15 protein-coding genes and 1 pseudogene are annotated in these 18,925 nt (G+C 39.9%); 5 read left to right on the top strand and 11 right to left on the bottom strand.

Annotated features, from left to right (window positions below):
• The first annotated feature begins 200 nt into the window (after positions 1-200).
• Entirely contained in the window at positions 201-812 is a 612-nt protein-coding gene (locus HMPREF0014_RS08820) for a glutathione binding-like protein (RefSeq protein ID WP_002156856.1), read from the top strand.
• Between the two features lie 61 nt (positions 813-873).
• Here HMPREF0014_RS08820 and HMPREF0014_RS08825 read toward each other — a convergent pair whose 3' ends face one another.
• Both HMPREF0014_RS08825 and ahpF read right to left on the bottom strand, forming a co-directional pair.
• The gene (locus HMPREF0014_RS08825; protein WP_002156827.1) at positions 874-1,218 is read right to left on the bottom strand and encodes a hypothetical protein; all 345 of its coding nucleotides are present in this window, start codon (positions 1,216-1,218) and stop codon (positions 874-876) included.
• Positions 1,219-1,390: 172 nt separating this feature from the next.
• Entirely contained in the window at positions 1,391-2,956 is a 1,566-nt protein-coding gene (ahpF, locus tag HMPREF0014_RS08830; RefSeq protein ID WP_004841771.1) for an alkyl hydroperoxide reductase subunit F, read from the bottom strand.
• Positions 2,957-3,215: 259 nt separating this feature from the next.
• On the opposite strand from ahpF, the gene HMPREF0014_RS08835 reads away from it, so the two are divergent.
• On the top strand, positions 3,216-3,434 hold the full coding sequence (locus HMPREF0014_RS08835) for a DUF1653 domain-containing protein (protein WP_004888012.1): 219 nt from the start codon (positions 3,216-3,218) through the stop codon (positions 3,432-3,434).
• Between the two features lie 36 nt (positions 3,435-3,470).
• Positions 3,471-4,058 (top strand): O-methyltransferase, encoded by a 588-nt coding sequence (locus HMPREF0014_RS08840; protein WP_004888011.1) that lies wholly within the window; start codon positions 3,471-3,473, stop codon positions 4,056-4,058.
• Between the two features lie 63 nt (positions 4,059-4,121).
• On the opposite strand, the gene HMPREF0014_RS08845 is transcribed toward HMPREF0014_RS08840, so the two are convergent.
• The gene (locus tag HMPREF0014_RS08845) at positions 4,122-4,337 is read right to left on the bottom strand and encodes a KTSC domain-containing protein (RefSeq protein WP_002049514.1); all 216 of its coding nucleotides are present in this window, start codon (positions 4,335-4,337) and stop codon (positions 4,122-4,124) included.
• A 192-nt stretch (positions 4,338-4,529) separates the two neighbouring features.
• Positions 4,530-5,093: an alkyl hydroperoxide reductase subunit C gene (ahpC, locus tag HMPREF0014_RS08850; RefSeq protein ID WP_002049519.1), complete on the bottom strand. Its 564-nt coding sequence runs from the start codon at positions 5,091-5,093 to the stop codon at positions 4,530-4,532.
• Positions 5,094-5,445: 352 nt separating this feature from the next.
• On the opposite strand from ahpC, the gene hrpA reads away from it, so the two are divergent.
• The gene (gene hrpA / locus HMPREF0014_RS08855) at positions 5,446-9,303 is read left to right on the top strand and encodes an ATP-dependent RNA helicase HrpA (protein WP_004888010.1); all 3,858 of its coding nucleotides are present in this window, start codon (positions 5,446-5,448) and stop codon (positions 9,301-9,303) included.
• A gap of 95 nt (positions 9,304-9,398) precedes the next feature.
• Positions 9,399-10,505, top strand: a complete 1,107-nt coding sequence (locus tag HMPREF0014_RS08860) for a beta-ketoacyl-ACP synthase III (RefSeq protein WP_004888009.1) — start codon at positions 9,399-9,401, stop codon at positions 10,503-10,505.
• A 100-nt stretch (positions 10,506-10,605) separates the two neighbouring features.
• Here HMPREF0014_RS08860 and HMPREF0014_RS08865 read toward each other — a convergent pair whose 3' ends face one another.
• The 7 genes and pseudogenes from HMPREF0014_RS08865 to benA form a co-directional block, all read right to left on the bottom strand.
• A complete protein-coding gene (locus tag HMPREF0014_RS08865) occupies positions 10,606-11,868 on the bottom strand; it encodes an OprD family outer membrane porin (protein ID WP_004888008.1) in 1,263 nt (420 codons plus the stop codon).
• Positions 11,869-11,912: 44 nt separating this feature from the next.
• The gene (locus HMPREF0014_RS08870; RefSeq protein WP_004888007.1) at positions 11,913-13,271 is read right to left on the bottom strand and encodes an aromatic acid/H+ symport family MFS transporter; all 1,359 of its coding nucleotides are present in this window, start codon (positions 13,269-13,271) and stop codon (positions 11,913-11,915) included.
• Positions 13,272-13,737: 466 nt separating this feature from the next.
• Entirely contained in the window at positions 13,738-14,931 is a 1,194-nt protein-coding gene (gene benE / locus HMPREF0014_RS08875) for a benzoate/H(+) symporter BenE (RefSeq protein ID WP_004709804.1), read from the bottom strand.
• A gap of 57 nt (positions 14,932-14,988) precedes the next feature.
• A complete protein-coding gene (locus HMPREF0014_RS08880; RefSeq protein WP_004888006.1) occupies positions 14,989-15,774 on the bottom strand; it encodes a 1,6-dihydroxycyclohexa-2,4-diene-1-carboxylate dehydrogenase in 786 nt (261 codons plus the stop codon).
• Between the two features lie 18 nt (positions 15,775-15,792).
• Positions 15,793-16,809: a benzoate 1,2-dioxygenase electron transfer component BenC gene (gene benC, locus HMPREF0014_RS08885; RefSeq protein WP_004888004.1), complete on the bottom strand. Its 1,017-nt coding sequence runs from the start codon at positions 16,807-16,809 to the stop codon at positions 15,793-15,795.
• 10 nt (positions 16,810-16,819) lie between these two features.
• A pseudogene (gene benB / locus HMPREF0014_RS08890) lies at positions 16,820-17,381 on the bottom strand (benzoate 1,2-dioxygenase small subunit).
• Complete coding sequence (benA, locus tag HMPREF0014_RS08895) at positions 17,378-18,760, bottom strand: benzoate 1,2-dioxygenase large subunit (protein WP_001137400.1); 1,383 nt, start codon at positions 18,758-18,760, stop codon at positions 17,378-17,380. Before benA ends, benB begins: the two are co-directional and overlap by 4 nt.
• Positions 18,761-18,925: the final 165 nt, after the last annotated feature.

Below are 18,925 nucleotides of genomic sequence, written 5' to 3' on the forward strand. Positions count from 1 at the left end.
AATGCGTGATAGGAATGTGTTTTATCATATTTTAAACAATCGTCACGCAAGACAACTTGCAAGGTCAAACTTTTTCAAGAATATTAGGTAGTGTAAGTAATTTATAAATTTACGCTTTTTTACAATTAAGGAATTGTACAAACCTTGCAGGTTTTTTAGAAGCAATTTAAAACGTTAATGTAAGATAAGAAGGATCAGATATGAAATTATATTATTCGCCAGGCGCATGTTCTTTAGCTGCACATATTATTTTAAATGAAATTAATGTTGATTTTGATTTAGAACGAGTAAATTTAAAAACACATAAAACAGAAAAAGGTGCAGATTATTACGAAATTAATCCAAAGGGCTATGTACCAGCTTTAGAAATTAACCCAGGTTTGATTTTGACGGAAAACGTGGCGATTTTACCGTTTCTTGCTCAGCATGATCCTAAACAAGATTTGATTCCTCCTTCAGGCTTAGGCCGTGCGAAAGTGTTGGAATGGTTGGGTTATTTGAACTCTGAATTACATGACGCCTATGCAGTATTTTTTGGCGCACCGTTAACAAGCGAAGAAAAAACCAAAGCTTACGCTGAAATAGACCGTCTTTTAAAATATATCGATAATTATCTGGCTGAGTCAGATTATGACTATTTGGTAAATGATAATTTTGGTCCAGCTGATGCATACTTATTTGTGTTAACAAATTGGTCAAATTCAATTGAGCATGATCTAACGCCATATAAAAATATTATTGCACTACGTAATAAAGTTGCAGAACGTCAATCTGTACAAATCGCGATGCGTGATGAAGGTTTAATTTCATAAGCTTTTAGATGCATTAAAAAAGCCCCTAATCAATAGGGGCTTTTTTAATATTGAATATAACTTAGTGTTGAGCTTTTTCTTTTACATCAGCAGCTGCATGTTCAACAGCTTGAGCTGTATCAGCAGTTGCTTTACGCGCAGTCGCTTCAGTTTGTGCAGCAGCATTTGCAGTAGTATCGGCAGCATGGTCAGCAGCAGCATCAATCTTAGCTGTAGCGTTGTCTGTAGCAGTTGCAATATCGCTCGCAGCTTTGTCACCAGCAGATTTAATATCTGCTGTTGCTTGTTTAGCAGCATTTTCTAAATGTTCACCTGTAGTCGCACCAGTTTCTGGAGCTTTCTCTTTATTACAACCAACAAGGGCAACAGTCGCAGCAAGACCTAAAGCAACAAGTAATTTATTCATTGTGTTTTTCCTTCTAATTCATGGCATCCAAAATTATGGATGTCTAAAATATAAACATAAAGTAACTGATTAATAAAGATCAAAAATTGTTAAAAAGTTGTAACTTCAACATTAAAAAAGCCTAGCATTTTGCAATGCTAGGCTTTCGCTCAATAACAGGATTTAACCAGTTTTATTGCCCAGAACGGATGATGTAATCAAACGCAGAGAGTGATGCTTTAGCGCCTTCACCTGTGGCAATAATGATTTGTTTGTAAGGTACAGTTGTACAGTCACCTGCAGCGAATACACCTTTTACATTGGTTTCGTTGCGGTCATTGACAATAATCTCGCCACGGTTGGTTAACTCAACCTCACTGTCTTTTAAGAAGTCAGTGTTTGGTAATAAACCAATCTGTACAAAGATCCCTGCAAGCTCTACCACATGCTCTTCATCAGTCGCACGGTCTTTATATTTAAGACCGGTTACTTGTGAACCGTCACCCAATACTTCTGTACTTAACGCATTCATAATTACTGTGGTGTTTGGCAAGCTGTTTAACTTGTTTTGCAACACTTGGTCTGCACGAAGTTTAGTGTCAAACTCAACCAGAGTTACATGCTCAACAATACCTGCAAGGTCAATTGCCGCTTCCACACCTGAGTTACCACCACCAATCACGGCAACACGTTTACCTTTGAACAGTGGACCATCACAGTGCGGGCAGTACGCTACACCACGGGTACGGTATTCAGCTTCACCCGGTACATTCATTTCTCTCCAACGTGCACCTGTTGAAAGGATCACAGTTTTCGATTCAAGTTTTGCACCGTTTTCAAGTTCAACTTCAACCAGACCATTTGCTGTTTGGTTGGCACCCGTGATTTTGCTGACACGTTGCAGGTTCATGATATCAACATCATATTCACGAACGTGTGCTTCCATCTCGGCTGCAAACTTAGGACCTTGAGTCTTTTGCACAGAAGTGAAGTTTTCAATGTCCATGGTATCCATGACCTGACCACCAAAGCGTTCAGCTACAATACCGGTGTTAATACCTTTACGTGCTGCATAGATTGCTGCTGTTGCACCCGCAGGTCCACCACCAATCACCAATACATCAAATGCATCTTTGGCATTGAGTGCTGCTGCATCTTTTTCAGCCGAGTTGGTATCAAGTTTTGCCACAATCTCTTCAAGCGTCATACGACCTTGACCAATGTGTTCGTTGTCCTGAAATACCATCGGCACAGCCATGATTTTGCGTTGTTCCACTTCGTCTTGGAAGAAAGCACCATCAATCATGGTTGCTGTAGTGTTCGGGTTATAAATGGCAATCAGGTTAAGCGCCTGTACCACGTCCGGACAGTTATGACAGCTTAATGATACGAATACATCAAAGTTAGCTTTTAGGTTTAAGCCTTTAATTTGATTTAAAACTTCATCCGACACTTTAGGTGCATAGCCAGACACTTGTAACAGAGCCAAGATCAAAGACGTAAACTCATGTCCCATTGGTAAGCCTGCAAAGAACACACGCGGTTGTTCACCTGCTTTAGCCACACCAAAGCTTGGACGACGTGTATTGTTACCGTCAAAACGGGCTGTTACTTTTTCAGAAAGCTCAGCGATTTCAGTTACTAATTCTTTAATTTGGGCAGCTTTATCTGATTCATCCAAAGCAGCAACTAATTCGATTGGACTTTCTAAACGTTCTAGGTAAGCTTTTAATTGAGTTTTAATGTTTTGATCTAACATCTGTTTTTACTCCAATGCATCCAAATTCTTTCAATAGATGCATAGTACGTGAAAACAATGAATAGGTAAAACAGTATGTTTTTATGTATTTGATCGGTTTTTTGAATGTTTGTTTGATTTAGGCATGAGTTGAAAATATTAAAAAGAGAATCCCAATCTCATTTTTACTTTTGCGGTATTTTAAAGTGAAAGTGTTTGAAAATTTATATATGTTATATGGCTGTAAAGATTTTATGTCATAACATTAAAAGGTAGTTTCATGTCATTGCAACGCGGTATTTATCAGCATTATAAAGGTAATCTCTATCAGGTTTTTTCTGTAGCAAAACACAGTGAAACTGAAGAGGAATTGGTCATTTATCAATGTTTATATGGTGATTATTCAACTTGGGTTCGACCACTTGATATGTTTACTGAAACCGTCCAAATGAGTGATGGTAGTGTCGTACCGCGTTTTAAATTAATCCAAAGTACTTAACTAAAACAGCTGTCATATAAAGAAGGAGTAAAATAGATGCCAAATACTATTTTCTTACAAAGAGTTGCTGATTTATATGACACCTTTAAACAGCATGACTCACAGCAGCCTGATCGTTTACAGCGATATCGCAATATTGAAGTAGAGTCTGCAAAATTACTCTCACAATTTATTCGTATGCAGCAAGCCAAAACTATTTTAGAAATTGGCACTTCGACAGGTTATTCAACTTTATGGTTAGCTGAAGCTGCACAGGCAACGGAAGGGCAGGTGACCACAGTTGAAATCGATGAAAAACGAAGTGCAGAGGCAAAACGCCATGTAGCTGAGTTAGAGCTCAGTGAAATTGTTCAATTTTGGGTAGGAGATGCAGCCGATTACTTAAAAGAGGCAAAAGAAACATTCGATTTTATTTTGTTAGATGCTGAACGTGATGTATATGAAAGTTATTGGCCAGATTTAAAACGATTAATTAAGGCTAAAGGTGGTGTTTTAGTGGTTGATAATGTGATATCTCATGCAGCAGAAGTAAATCCTTTTTTATCTTTGATTAAAAAGGATGCAGATTTTATGAGTAGTATTTTGCCTGTAGGTGCAGGTTTATGTTTAGTGGTCACAAAATAGTTTTACTGAAATAATTTCATATTCCAGTCGCGGCCTGTTTTGAGCAGGTCTTTTTTATAGTTGTTATGAGGCAATCACCAAAGAAAGTCGAGTAAAGTGCAAATTAAATTCTAAATATTTATGTACAAAAGCAGCTTTGTCTGTTGAACGTAATAAGTTGTCATAAACAAACTCAGGGACAGGATGATATAGATCTCCAGAACCGTCGCTATAAAAGATTTTTAAATGACGCGATGTAGCATTATATTTCCATGAAGTGACGACCGCTGTATTCACCATAAATGCACCCCTTTATTTCATATCAAACTTACTCAAAAATTAACCAGTTGTTTATTTGACATTACTCAATGTTTAAGTAACGGGGAAGGGCAGAATTGTAAAAGTATCAGTAGAAAATGTGATGTGCTTATTCAAAACAAAAGAACCATCCGATAAAGGATGGTTCTTCGAGTTTTTAAAATCTAAGAGAGATTAGATTTTACCAACTAGGTCGATAGATGGAGCAAGAGTAGCTTCACCTTCTTTCCATTTAGCTGGGCAAACTTCACCTGGGTGAGAGTGTACGTATTGAGCAGCTTTTACTTTGCGAAGAAGTTCAGATGCGTCACGACCGATACCGCCGGCGTTGATTTCAACGATTTGGATTTTACCTTCTGGATCGATAACGAAAGTACCACGGTCAGCTAAACCTTCAGACTCAATTAAAACGTCGAAGTTTTTAGAAAGAGTCCAAGTTGGATCGCCAACTAATGGGTATTGAATTTTCTTGATCGCGTCTGAAGTGTCGTGCCAAGCTTTGTGAGTGAAGTGAGTGTCAGTAGAAACACCGTAGATTTCCACGCCTAATTTTTGGAATTCAGCATAGTTGTCAGCTAAGTCTTCAAGCTCAGTAGGACAAACGAAAGTAAAGTCAGCTGGATAGAAGAATACAACAGACCATTTACCTTTAAGGTTAGTTTCGTTAACTTCAACAAATTGGCCGTTGTGGTAAGCAGTTGCTTGGAATGGTTTAACTTCAGTATTAATCAAGCTCATCATTGTCTCCATGATTGAGGTTTATATTTAAACTTGTTTACGAGATGTAGAATAAATAAAAATTCTTTATTGGGGAAATAGTATTTTTACATGACTAAAATCGGAAAATTGAATAATTGGAAAATTTCCGATTTTTAAGTCCCCAAATACTGTATTCGATTTGACTGCAAAAACATGTAAATCAAATGACAGTTATAGTAAAAGAAACTTGCCTAACAACATGAAGTCTATCTAGATAAAATTCAAGGGTAAAATTTTAAAAAATTAAAAATATATAAAAAACCAACTGTTTTACCTGAGGGGCATTAAAGCGTAAAATAGAGGATTGTTGAATTTTCAGGAAAATTTATCTGTGCTGAATGGTTTAAATATAGATCAATGGGTGATGGCGAGAGATCGTTACCGTTTAAATCGTTTGCGTAAAGATAAAAAAGCCGATACTTCAGAGATTGAAAAATTATTTGAACAGTCTAATGCAAAAGTTAGACAGCGTTTTGAACGTCTCCCTAAAATTAAACTGAATCAGGATTTACCTGTTTCGCAATATGCTGACCGTTTAATTGAAGCGATTCAAAAGCATCAAGTTATTATTGTGGCAGGTGAAACAGGCTCGGGTAAAACTACTCAGCTTCCTCAAATTGCCATGTTAGCGGGTCGTGGCTTAACGGGCATGATTGGTCATACGCAGCCACGTCGTTTAGCTGCACGTAGTGTTTCTCAGCGTATTGCAGAAGAAGTCGGCGAAAAGCTTGGCGAGTCAATTGGTTTTAAAATCCGTTTCAATGAACAAGGTTCACAAGATTCGATTGTAAGGTTAATGACTGACGGTATTTTACTTGCCGAGTTAGGCAATGACCGTTTTCTGTCCAAATATGACACCATCATTATTGATGAAGCGCACGAGCGCTCACTCAATATTGATTTTATTATGGGCTATTTAAAGCAATTGTTGCCAAAACGCCCAGATTTAAAAGTCATCGTGACCTCGGCAACTTTAGATGTAAATCGTTTTAGTAATTACTTTAATGATGCGCCTATTTTTGAGGTAGAAGGTCGTAGCTATCCGGTCGAAGTACGTTATCGCCCAATTTCAGAGATGAATATTGGCGGTAGTGATGATGACGAGTTCGACGATTTTGAAGAAAACCTTCCGCGTGCCGTCGTACAAGCTGTAGAAGAATGCTTTGCCGATGCAGAAGAAAAAGGCCATCCAGAACATGCAGATATTCTGATTTTCTCAAGTACTGAACAAGAAATTCGAGAATTACAGGAAACTTTGCAAAAATATGGGCCAAGGCATACCGAAATTTTACCTTTGTATGCACGCTTAGCCGTTTCCGAGCAACAAAAGATTTTTAGCCCAAGTGGAAAGGGCCGCCGTATTATTATTGCCACGAACGTTGCAGAAACTGCGCTGACTGTTCCAAATATTCGTTATGTAATTGATAGCGGTTTTGCACGTATATCTCGTTATAACTACCGCTCACGTGTGCAACGCTTACCAATTGAGGCAATTTCGCAGGCTGCGGCCAATCAACGTAAAGGGCGTTGTGGTCGTATTGCTCCGGGTGTGTGTATTCGTTTATATAGCGAAGAAGATTTTTTAAGCCGTCCCGAATTTACCGAACCTGAAATTAAGCGAACCAATTTGGCATCGGTAATTCTGCAAATGCAGAGCTTAGGCTTAGGTGAGCTAGAAAACTTCGATTTCATTGAGCCGCCAGATTTCCGTCTAGTTAATGATGGTCGTAAGCTACTCATTGAATTAGGTGCGCTAAACGAGAAGAAAAACGAACTGACTAAAGTCGGTCAAATGATGGCCCGTATGCCGATTGACCCTCGACTCGCGCGTATGATTGTGGGCGGTGCTCATTTTGGTGTGCTCAAGGAAATTTTGGTGGTGGTGAGTGCACTTGCAGTGCAAGACCCACGTGAGCGCCCAGCTGATAAACAGATGCAGGCTGACCAAAAGCATGCCTTATTTAAAGAGGCAGATTCAGATTTTCTGTTTTATTTAAAACTTTGGGATACTTTAAATCCTAAAGGTGAAGTAGGAATGTCGGAAAACAAGCGTCGTCAATTTGCTAAGCAGCATTTCTTAAGCTGGTTACGGTTACGTGAATGGAAACAGACGCACCAGCAGTTAGTTGAGCTGGCTGAAGGTTTAAAACTTAGTTTTAATGAAAAACCTGCAAATTATGAAAACTTGCATCGTGCGTTGCTGACTGGTTTATTATCGTTCATTGCCAATAAAACTGATGAACGTAATACCTTTATGGCAGTGCGTCAGCAAAAGGCTAAAGTTTTCCCTGCGAGTACGTTGCATAAAACCAATACTGCGTGGGTGATGGCTTTTGAGATGGTGGAAACATCTCAAGTTTATTTGCGTACATTAGCAAAAATTGATCCTGAATGGATTTTACTTGCTGCACGCGACTTATTGAAATATCACTATTTCGAGCCGCATTGGTCTAAAAAAGCCGGTATTGTAAATGCTTATGCACAAATCTCATTGTTTGGTTTAATTATTGAACCGAAGCGTTTGGTTAATTTTGAGAAAGTTGACCAACCTGCTGCCCATGAGATTTTCTTACGTGATGCATTAACCACAGGAAATCTGGGGACAGTTCCACCATTTTTAAAACATAACTTGCTTAAACTTGAAGAAGTAGAGCGAGTTGAAGATAAATTGCGTCGCCGCGATTTAGTGGTCGATGAAGAAACGATTTATCAGTTCTATGCCTCTAAAATTCCTGAAGAAATTGCGAGTCGTCGTAGTTTTGAAGATTGGCGTGCAACTGTAGAAGCAAAAAATCCGCGTTATTTATATGTAGAAGATGATGCGCTTTGGCTCAATGATCGTCCGACCACGCAGCAATTCCCTGATCATTTACATAATGGTCAGTTACGTTTGGCAACGACATATCGATTTGACCCAAGTCATGATGAAGATGGAGCAACGGTTCAAATTCCGGTACAGGCATTGCCGCAAGTGGATGAAAACATCTGGTCTTGGGGTATTCCAGGCTGGCGTTTAGATTTAATTGAAGCGCTATTAAAAGCTCTACCAAAAGATAAACGTCGTAATATAGTGCCTATTCCTGACACAGCTCGTAAGCTAATGCAGGGCATAGATGCGGTACATTTGCGACAGCATATTTTTAGCTATCTTGCATTTGCTTTACGCGGTGAGCAAATTACCGATAAAGATTTTTCATTTGAACGAATAGATCCGTATTTGGTGCCTTTTATTAAGGTCATTGATGAAAAAGGTAAATTAATTGCCAAAGGCCGTGATTTAGCTGAGTTGAAAGCTCGCTGTCGTGTTGAAACTCATCGTCCAGTAAAACAGCAAAAAGGCGAGTTTAAAACTTTCCCTGAAAACTTTACCTTTGAAGCTTCACAAAAGGTGACAGGTGTTGTTGTTAAACAATATCAAGCTTTAGTACCGACCAAAACTTTTGCTGAACTTGAAGCGAAAGATGAGTCCGGTGTGGTTATACAAACCTTTAATGATCAGGCTGAAGCCATTAAGCAGCATCGTGAAGGGATTATCCGTCTGGTCCATATGCAACTAGGTGACTTGATTCGCCAGTTGAAAAAGCAGATTTCAAAACCGCTTGCTTTGGCATATTCACCTTTGGGTGATAAAGCTAAGCTTGAGCAGATGCTGGTCTATGCTACGTTGCAAATGGCAATTACAACTTTGCCAATTAATGCTGATGAATTTAATAAGCTGCTAGATCAGGTCAAAAAGCAATTTTTGAGTTATGGTCAGCAAGCACTTGAGCAATTAAGTGATATTTACATTCAATGGCAGCAAATTCGTCGTCAGCTTTTAGTACTTGATCCGGATGTGTTTGGACGCAGTATTGATGATATTGAAGATCAGTTAGATCTCATGTCACTTGGTAACTTTGTTTACTGCCAACCAGTCGATCTTTGGCAGGAATATCCGCGTTATTTAAAAGCGCTGCTATTGCGTTTAGATCGATTGCCAAATAATCTACAGCGAGATCATGCCGCTATTGATGATGTCGATCCATGGATGGACAAGGTATTTAAATTCAAAAACGATCCAAGAATCAAAGAATTGTATTTGATGTTGGAAGAATTTCGCATTTCTTTATTTTCTCAGCCGATGAAAACCAAGATGCCTATTTCACCAACTCGACTGCAAAAGTTATGGGATCGTTTGGGAATCAGTTAAGATAGATCGGGGTTTGTTTATGCGTTTGTTTAGCCTACAACGCAATTTATAAATGAAAGATTAACAGACCCTATTCATTTTTTTAGGAGTTTTACATGGGCATTCGTATCACAGGTACTGGGTTATTTCACCCAACAGAAATCATTTCTAATGAAGAACTGGCCGACAGTTTAAATGCTTATGTGGAACAATATAACCAAGAGAATGCAGAGGAAATTGCAGCAGGTGAACTCGAAGAATTACGTGGTTCTAGTGCTGAATTTATTGAAAAAGCTTCTGGTATTAAGCGCCGCTACGTTGTTGAGAAATCAGGTATCCTCGATCCAACGCGTTTACGTCCGCGTTTGTCTGAACGTTCAAATGACGAACTTTCACTTCAAGCTGAATGGGGTGTAATTGCTGCAAAACAGGCAATGGAAAATGCAGGGGTAACTGTTGAAGATATCGATGTTGTGATTTTGGCATGTTCAAATATGCAGCGCGCTTATCCGGCTGTAGCAATTGAAATCCAGTCGGCACTTGGTATTCAAGGTTATGCCTATGACATGAACGTGGCATGTTCAGCTGCTACTTTTGGTTTGAAACAAGCAGCAGATGCAATTCGTTCAGGCGCTCGCCGTGTTTTATTGGTGAATGTCGAGATTACATCTGGTCACCTAGACTACCGTAACCGTGATTGTCACTTCATTTTTGGTGATGTTGCGACCGCTTCTATTATTGAAGAAACCACTACTAAAACTGGTTTTGAAATTTTAGATATTCATTTATTTACTCAATTTTCAAACAACATTCGCAATAACTTCGGTTTCTTAAACCGTAGCGAAGATGCAGTGGTTGACGACAAGTTATTCCGTCAAGATGGCCGCAAAGTCTTTAAAGATGTTTGTCCGTTGGTGGCAAAAATCATTAATGCCCAGTTGGAAAAAATGCAGTTAACTGCAAACGATATTAAGCGTTTCTGGTTACACCAAGCTAATGCCAACATGAATGAATTAATCTTGAAATATGTGGCTGGTAAAGATGCAGATCTAAGCCGTGCACCAATTATTCTAGATGAGTTTGCCAATACCTCTTCAGCAGGTGTAATTATTGCTTTACACCGTACAGGCCACGAAGTAGATGATGGTGAGTATGGCGTGATTTCATCTTTCGGCGCTGGTTATTCAGTAGGCTCGATTGTTGTACAAAAGCACGTTGCTTAAGTTACTAGATTAATTAAAAAACGCTCGTAAGAGCGTTTTTTTATGGCTCAAAAATAATAAAGCGGACCAAAAGTGGCCCGCTTAAGTTAAATCAAAATGATTAAAACTTTTTAGTGTAGTTTACAAACAGACGATCTTCACCAAAGTCATTGCCATGTTTTACGTTGTAATCAATTCGAATGTATTGCAGGGCAAGACCTTTTAAGAAAGGCTGCTGAAATGCATAGTTTAAAATCACATTCGACTCGGTTTCGTGGTTTTTCTCGCCATTGGCTGCTTTAAAGTCATGGCCATAGACATATTTCACCATCGCGTTTAAGCCCGGCACGTAATCTTTAAAGTCGTAGCCGTACATAACGTGGTAAGACTTTTCTTCTTTTTTAAAGAATCCCGTGGCATTCCAGTTAATGAAATAAGTCTCTGGTAAAAAGCCATCCGGTAAGGGATAAGCCGACTCGCCGATAATTTGTTGGTACCCCAAACCAAAGGTATGATTTTTCACTTTAAGTGTCTCTAATACCCCAATGTTTTGCGCATCAATATCAAAAGCATTACCGTCATTTTTTGCATTGAAGTATTTAAACTTAGAGGTGAGGGCAAAATTAGGTTGTTTCCAATTATGCTCAAGTCCTACATAGTGTTTATTGTAGAGATCTTCCAAATTACCAAAGTAATATTCACCCTTGAGTGTCGGCGTAAATTGATAGCGCAGGTCAATGTAGTTCAGGCCATCAGATTCTTTGGTAATGCCATTTGAAGTGAACGAAAACTTTTTAAAATCCTCTTCATTTCGTGGCGACACTTTTTCAACCCGACCAATTTCAGCATAAAGCTGATCTGAAAGTTGTGACTTAAGATTGGTTCCCCAATAAGAGGCAAGTAATTGTCGGCTGGCATCGACAGCCGTTACAGGTAAATCCAACCAGAGTTCACCCACACTTAAAAGGGTTTTGTCATAGCCTAGTTTTAAGGTTGCACCGTATTTTAAAAAGTCGGATGCTTGTGATTGAGTTTCTTTATTAAAAGGCAAAACCGTGTCCGCAACGTGTTTGTCTGAACTTAAACGCACGGCATATTGAACAGAAGCATCAGCTCCAATGGTTATAGGCTTATCTGCTATGACTAGTGGAGTGTCATGCATTTTTGACTTATAAAATAATGACGCTGCTTGAGACCAGCTACCTGTGTCTTTGAGAGTGTCATTGTCAAAATTACGGTTGATATAGGCATTTTTTAGCGTGAACTTCCATTCATCTTCACTTTGTTGAGTGGTGTCTGCTGCCCATAAACTTGAGCTAGTCAATAAACCTAATAATGTGGCTATTGCTAAATTACATGGTTTAAAGCGGTGTAATAATTCCATAATCCATTTCCAAAAAGATGCGCCAATCCTCGGCGCATTTGTGTTTACTGCTGGGTAAGCGTGTTTTGAGGGTTAAAAGTTGATGGCGTTTGTGCGGTAACAGAGGCTTTTAGATTGACCATAAATATTGCAAGTGCAGCAATCACACCCGGAATTGCAATTGCTAAGAAATTCATTTGGTGAGGAAGCTCAAGTGTGAGTAGCGCTCCAGTTAAAACTGGTCCAATAATCGCACCGATACGGCCAATTCCAGAGGCCCAGCCCATGCCAGTTGAACGAAGTGCCGTCGGATAGAACTGGGCAACGAAAGTGTAGAGTAAGATTTGAGAACCAATTGTGGCAGCACCAGCAATCGCAATCAGGCTATATAAAATAAATTGTGGACTATTAATGCCAAGCAGAATTAAAGCTGCCGATCCCACAATAAACATAATGGTAATGACAGGTTTTAGATGGAATCTGTCCGCTAAAGCACCGCCACCAATTGCACCGACCATGCCGCCAATATTAAGTGCAAACAGGAATAACATGCTTGCACCTAACGAGTAGCCCGCTTGCAGCATGAGTTTAGGTAACCAGCTTCCTAAGGCATACACCATGAGTAAGCACATAAAGAAAGCAATCCAGAACATAAATGTGCTGAAGGTACGACCTTGTTGGAAAAGCGCACGGACAGGGGCATCGGTTGTGGTGCTTTCGTTTAACACCAGTTGTGTATTGGCGTTTACCTGCATTTCTGGCGCAATTTTACAAACAATACTTTTTGCCTGTTCGCTATGGTTCGATTTCACTAAAAAGGCGAGAGACTCTGGCAAAAATTTCCAGATTAACGGGAGTAGTAAAAGAGGAATACCCGCAATTAAAAACATGATTTGCCAGCCCATGTCTTTCACGAGCCATGCACCAAGTAGCGCTGATGTCATGCCGCCAATTGCGTAACCGCTAAACATGATTGCGACCAATGTACTGCGGATTTTTTTCGGTGCGTATTCGGTCATAAGTGCTACAACGTTTGGCATAACGCCACCAATTCCTAGACCTGCAATAAAGCGCAAAATGGCAAACTCAGTTGGTCCTTTGGCAAAGGCACCTATAAAGGTAAATCCGCTAAATAAGGTGACACAAATCAGGATGGTTTTTTTACGTCCAAGTTTGTCTGAAAGTGTGCCGAAAATCATGGCACCAAACATCATGCCGAATAGAGCGGCACTGGCGAGTAAACCAGCTTCAACAGCAGTTAACGACCATTGCTGCATTAATAGAGGAAGAGCAACCCCATAAATAACTAAATCATACCCATCAAAAATAATAATAAGTAAGCACCAGATTAAAACTTTCCAATGAAAAGGTGTAAAACGGGCTTTATCAATTAACTCATTAATATTAACCTTGCTCATATCCATTTTCTTCACCTCCAATTTGTGAAGCATCGCGTTATTTTTTAATAAACTATTTTGTTATTGGAATAGAGTCAAAAACCTAATTGATATATCTTTATGTCTTTAAGGTATTGTGTTTTTAATAAAGTAATATATTGAAATTTATAATTTATTTTAATAATTTTGGTTGTTGCTTCTTTTGTTTTTAAAATGGGGTCAAATATTATATTGTGAGAATTTTAAGGTTTTTATAGATATCTTTTTACAGATTTTATTGCTGAGAATCACAGCTAGAAATATAGCTAAATTTATATTAAGGGTTGAAGTGGAAATAAATAAAAATATTAAAGTCAATTATTTTAGAAACTCATCTTAAAAATGAAATTTAATTTATATTAAATGAAAATTGCCAAATCAGGAATAGCGGATTATTTGCATCCTGATTTGGCATTTGAAGCTTTATTTTAGTGCTGGGCGTTTAGATAAAAATTTAATTTGTGGCTGGATTTGAGCGTGGGGTAAGAATGAAATGGGCGATTACACCAATACAAATGCCCCAAAAAACTGAACTTAATCCAAGAAAATGCATACCTGATGCGGTAGCTAAAAAGGTAATAAGTGCAGCATCACGTTGACCATCATTTTTCATGGCAACAGAAATATTGGTGGCAATAGCACCTAACAAAGCTAAACCTGCCAGTGCTGCCACCAGCTCTTTAGGTAGTAAGCTAAAGAGCATGACAATACTGCCAGCAAATAAGCCTCCTAAAATATAAAAAATTCCGTTGGCAATCCCTGCGATATATCTTTTTTCTTTCAGTTCATGTGCATCTTTACCCATACATAAAGCAGCGGTAATTGAGGCAAGCACAATGGTAATACCACCGACACAGGCAACGGCTAACGAGGCAATACTGGTGGCCGTAATAATGGGTTTGGCTGGCGTGTCATAACCGCTGAGTTTCATAATCGCCATACCCGGTAAAAATTGGCCGGTTAGACTAACTAAAATAAGAGGAACGGCGAGATTGAGTGTTGAATTCCAAGTCCATTCTGGGCTAATCCACTGCGGGATTGCTAAATTAAAACTTACATCAACCGGATTCATCTTGCCTAAAATAAGGCTTAATAAAACTCCGGCAGCTAACACCCAAATCATGGTGTAGCGCGGCATTAAACGTTTGGCAATTAAAAAGACAATGAGCATGCTAAATACAATAAAAGGCATGCTATCAGATGCAGTAAATAGGTTAATACCGAACTGAAAAAGAATACCTGCCATCATGCCCGCAGCGACGTCTTGCGGAATCCATTTTAGTAATTTGTCGAAGTAACCTGTAATACCAATTAAAAAAATAACGATGGCAGAAGTAATATAGGCGGCTACTGCTTCATTCAAGGAGATATTGGGAAATAGGGTAACTAACAGGGCAGTGCCCGGTGCAGACCACGCGGTGATGACAGGAGTTTTATATTTAATCGAAAGATAAATACCTGAAACGGCAGCACCAATTGAAATTCCCCAAATCCATGACACCATCATATCGGTGGACACATGGGCACGCTGAGCAGCTTGGAAAAAAATAATCAGTGGGCCTGAGTAAGAAATTAAAACTGCAAGAAAGCCAGCAACTGTTGCTGATATGGACCAGTCATTTTTTAATGTCTTGAACAGGGTTGCCATGTGTGATTGCCTCCATGCAAATCATGTTATTTACCCAAACATATAAAAAGATCAGGATTAACCCTGATCTCCACCTCCGACCGGAATGACCGATCCCGTCATATACGATGCGTCGTCTGATGCAAGAAATAAAATTGCATTGACTTGTTCTTGAATTGTGCCATAACGGCCCATAAATGTTCGATCTTTTGTTTGATCAACTACTTGTTGCATCCAGTCTTTTTCATTTTGACTTAACGGGTTGGTATTACGTGGTACTTTGCGAGGCGGTGCTTCGGTTCCACCCGTCGCAACGGCATTGACTCGAATTCCGTCTTTGGCATGTTCAAAAGCAAGCGATGCTGTTAAAGCATTTACCCCACCTTTAGATGCCGAGTAGGGAATACGATTAATACCACGGGTTGCAATGGAAGATACATTTACAATAACACCCGCTTGTTGCTTAATCATGGTCGGTAACACAGCGCGGCAGCACCATAAAGTTGGAAACAATGAGCGATTCACTTCCTTAATGATTTCTTCTTCGGAAAACTCTTCAAAAGGTTTCATCCAGATCGCGCCACCTACATTATTAATCAGGACATCGACCCGACCATAGTGTTCAATGGCTTTTACAACTACCGCTTGCGCGCCTGCATAGGTTTCTAGGTCAGCATTAATCGTGACAGCATCGCCACCTGCACGCTGAATTTCTTTGAGAACGTCTTCAACATATTCAGAGCGGTCAGCCATGACGACTTGTCCACCTTCAGCTGCAACTTGTAGTGCCACACCACGACCAATGCCTTGGGCACTACCCGTAACAATCACGACCTTATCGATAAATCTTTGACGGTTTGACATAGATAATTTCTCCACCTGTTAATTCGCAGAGAATTTTTCAAACAAGAAATTTGCTGGTTTGATATTTTCAGTTTCTAACCAACCACGTACAGCCTCTACCATCGGTACCGGGCCACATAGATAAACATCGACGTCGCCACCGTTTAACCATTCACTTTCAATATGACCAGTGACATAGCCTTTACGTTCATGGTTGCTCTCAGGGCTTGCGACCACAGTGCGGTATTCAAACCACGGGAACTTTTCCTGCAACTCGTTGAGCTTTTCTAAAGCAACCAAATCAAAGTCATTGGTTACGCCAAAAACCAAGCGAACAGGCTGTTCTGAACCTTTCTCTTCGAGTACTTGTAACATTGACATAAATGGGGCAATGCCAGTACCACCTGCCAGCATAAGCACTGGACGCACTACATTACGCAAATAGAAGCTGCCGAATGGTCCGGTAAAAGTCATTTTGTCGCCAGTTTTGGCATTCTTACTTAAGAATTCGCTCATTTTGCCATTTGGTACATTACGTACCACAAAGCCCGTTAAGCGATTGCCCGGTTTTGAGCTAAATGAATATGAACGGGTTTCGCCAGTTTCTGGAATGGCAACATTCACATACTGACCTGCAAGGAAATGAATATCCGGTTGGCCTTCATTAAGCTGAATATCAAATGTGATGGTTGAGTCTGATAAGTTTTCAACGCGGGCTAAAGTACCTTGGAAGCTATGAATTTCTGTTTTGCAAACATCTGACGACGCTTGAATCTGGAATACGGCGTCTGAAGTTGGTCGACATTGGCAAGCAAGAATATAGCCTTGTTCAGCTTCTTCCGGGGTTAATGCATCTTCAATATAGCTTTCTTCTGGCATGTCATAACTACCGGACTCGCAAAATGCGCGGCAAGTTCCACATGCACCATCACGACAATCCAAAGGAATATTAATTTTTTGGCGATAGGCTGCGTCAGATAGGGTTTCGCCTTGAGCTACGTTAATGAAACGTGTAACACCATCTTCAAATTGAAGTGCAACATTGTGGTTTGACATGGCATGTATCCTACAAAATATTTGAAACTTTTACCCTCAGCCAACAGTCCGGATAACTGAGGGGGTATGTCTTAAAGGTGGTAAATATCAATCACTTGATTGATATAGTCGTTTTTCAAAACGACATACTTGCTCAAGATTTTTGGTTGATCACCTGAAAAATCGATCACATAACGTGACATACCGAAATAGCTGTAATTTGTCTTGTAACGGAAACTCAAGGTATTCCAGTTAAAGCGAACAGTAACTTTGTCGCCGTCGCGATCGAGAACTTCAACGTTGGCAATATTGTGGCTTGTACGTGTGTCCGGCATGGTTGCGGATGAGCGCTCGGTTTTAATACGGAACACTCGATCTTCTAAACCTTGACGGTCTGGATAATAAATAAGTGAAATTTCAGATTGCGGATCTTCAGTTAATCTATCGTCGTCGTCCCAAGCTGGCATCCAGAAAGAAGCTTCTGGCGCATAGCATTCAAGCCAGTCATCCCATTGTTCATCATCTAAAAAGCGTGCTTCACGATAAAGAAACTGAGCAATATTTTCTAAAGTTGCTTTGTCTTGAGTACTCATGCTGTTTCTCCCTGATCAGCAATTTCTTTCTCTGATGCAATCGCATGTTTCATGGTTTTTAACCAATATTGATGCTGGGCCAGATACAGGCCTTCATCTTCAGTTTTGATACCACTTAACATCGGTTTTAAACCAATTTCGTTTGCTGCATCGTCCGGTCCATAAATCCAGTGTTTTGAACCGCGGCACATGTCATTCCATTCAAGTGCAATACCGGCGTAGCCTGCCTGACAAGCACGGAATTCTTCTAAATCGTCTGGTGTTGCCATACCTGAGGCATTAAAGAAATCTTCATATTGGCGGATACGGCGTGCACGAGCTTCAGGTGCTTCACCTTTAGGCGCGATACAGTAAATGGTGACTTCGGTTCGATTAACCGAAAGTGGGCGAAGTACACGAATTTGCGAACCGAATTGATCCATCAAATAAACATTTGGATACAGACAAAGATTACGTGAACGCTCAATCATCCATTTCGACATCGCTTCACCGTATTTTTCGGTATATTCATCTGCTTTTGGGAAGTTAGGACGGTCTTCTGGGTTTGCCCATTGTGTCCAAAGCAACATGTGGCCATTTTCAAAGCCATAAGAGCCACCGCCTTGTTTACCCCAAGAACCTGCACTCATTGCGCGAATGTTATCGGCAGCTTGAGTTTCTTTACGGTGTTGAGTCGTTGCTGCATAGTTCCAGTGAACAGCAGAAACATGGTAACCATCGGCACCATTTTCAGCGGTGAGTTTCCAGTTACCTTCGTAGGTATAGGTAGATGAACCACGTAAAACTTCCAAACCATGTTCAGATTGGTCAACAATCATGTCGATGATTTTGGTGGTTTCACCTAAGAATTCTTCAAGTGAAGGAACATCGGGATTTAAGCTACCAAATAAGAAGCCTTTGTAGCTCTCAAAACGAGCTACTTTTTTAAGATCGTGTGAGCCGTCTTGGTTAAAACAGTCAGAGTAACCTGCGTCAGTTGGGTCTTTTACTTTGAGTAATTTACCTGAGTTATTAAACGTCCAGCCGTGGAAAGGGCAAGTATACGTTGCTTTGTTACCACGCTTGTAACGGCAAAGTTGTGCTCCGCGGTGTGAACATGCATTGATCATGGCATTAAGTTCGCCGTTACGGTTACGGGCAATGATAATCGGCTGACGACCAATATAAGTCGTATAGTAGTCATTATTATTTGGAATTTGGCTCTCGTGTGCCAAGTAAACCCAGTTACCTTCGAAGATGTATTTCATTTCGAGGTCAAATAAGGCTTCATCAGTAAAAACTGAGCGGTGAAGTTTAAATTCACCTGTATCGATATTGTCTACAAGTAATTCATCAATACGGTCAAGATGGCTGGTATTGATTACAGGAATACGTGGCATGTCCGTTCTCCGACTTTCCAAAGGGTGGAAGTCATCAAGACCTTCGCTACGATTTAAAAGGTCTTGATATCCTAATATGTCAATGAAGCGCATAAACGCGTCGGGTGTTTAACCGCGAATGGATAAAGATAGATAGATCGAATGTTGGCCAGTATGATTTCAATC

The organism is Acinetobacter sp. RUH 2624 (assembly GCF_000162375.2).
GTDB lineage: Bacteria > Pseudomonadota > Gammaproteobacteria > Pseudomonadales > Moraxellaceae > Acinetobacter > Acinetobacter nosocomialis.